Source organism: Bacillus sp. F2HM (assembly GCF_019266135.1).
In the GTDB taxonomy this organism is placed as follows: domain Bacteria; phylum Bacillota; class Bacilli; order Bacillales; family Bacillaceae; genus Bacillus; species Bacillus safensis.
In genome coordinates, this window is the sequence record NZ_LRMO01000037.1 from 1 (window position 1) to 842 (window position 842).

At 52.1% G+C, this 842-nt stretch carries 9 tRNA genes; all 9 read left to right on the forward strand.

The features are described from left to right. The 9 genes from AWT60_RS17855 (at window position 1) to AWT60_RS17895 (ending at window position 841) form a co-directional block, all read left to right on the forward strand. Window positions 1-76, forward strand: a tRNA-Val gene (locus AWT60_RS17855). A gap of 33 nt (window positions 77-109) precedes the next feature. Then, window positions 110-185, forward strand: a tRNA-Thr gene (locus AWT60_RS17860). Between the two features lie 37 nt (window positions 186-222). Further along, a tRNA-Lys gene (locus AWT60_RS17865) sits at window positions 223-298 on the forward strand. Between the two features lie 8 nt (window positions 299-306). Further along, window positions 307-389, forward strand: a tRNA-Leu gene (locus AWT60_RS17870). Between the two features lie 30 nt (window positions 390-419). Next, a tRNA-Gly gene (locus AWT60_RS17875) sits at window positions 420-491 on the forward strand. Between the two features lie 12 nt (window positions 492-503). Further along, window positions 504-589, forward strand: a tRNA-Leu gene (locus AWT60_RS17880). 10 nt (window positions 590-599) lie between these two features. Then, window positions 600-676, forward strand: a tRNA-Arg gene (locus AWT60_RS17885). Window positions 677-683: 7 nt separating this feature from the next. Then, window positions 684-760 (forward strand) — tRNA-Pro (locus tag AWT60_RS17890). Between the two features lie 8 nt (window positions 761-768). Then, window positions 769-841: transfer RNA gene (locus AWT60_RS17895), tRNA-Ala, on the forward strand. Window position 842 lies beyond the last annotated feature (1 nt).

The window sequence follows — 842 nt, forward strand, 5'->3', positions numbered from 1 at the left end:
GGAGGATTAGCTCAGCTGGGAGAGCATCTGCCTTACAAGCAGAGGGTCGGCGGTTCGAGCCCGTCATCCTCCACCATATTTATTCTTACATAATGTTAGGATAGATAAAGCCGGTGTAGCTCAACTGGTAGAGCAACTGACTTGTAATCAGTAGGTTGGGGGTTCAAGTCCTCTTGCCGGCACCACTTTCATATGGTAAGATAGACAAGTCGCTTTTAAAGCGAGCCATTAGCTCAGTTGGTAGAGCATCTGACTTTTAATCAGAGGGTCGAAGGTTCGAGTCCTTCATGGCTCACCATGTTTCATGCGGGTGTGGCGGAATTGGCAGACGCGCTAGACTTAGGATCTAGTGTCTTTATGACGTGGGGGTTCAAGTCCCTTCACCCGCATTGCCAAATAAAATAAAGAAATCCTGTAATGCGGAAGTAGTTCAGTGGTAGAACACCACCTTGCCAAGGTGGGGGTCGCGGGTTCGAATCCCGTCTTCCGCTTATACCATCCACGCCGGGGTGGTGGAATTGGCAGACACACAGGACTTAAAATCCTGCGGTAGGTGACTACCGTGCCGGTTCAAGTCCGGCCCTCGGCATTATAAATAAGCGCCCGTAGCTCAATTGGATAGAGCGTTTGACTACGGATCAAAAGGTTAGGGGTTCGACTCCTCTCGGGCGCGCCATTAAGATCGGGAAGTAGCTCAGCTTGGTAGAGCACTTGGTTTGGGACCAAGGGGTCGCAGGTTCGAATCCTGTCTTCCCGACCATCTTTTATGGGGCCTTAGCTCAGCTGGGAGAGCGCCTGCCTTGCACGCAGGAGGTCAGCGGTTCGATCCCGCTAGGCTCCAC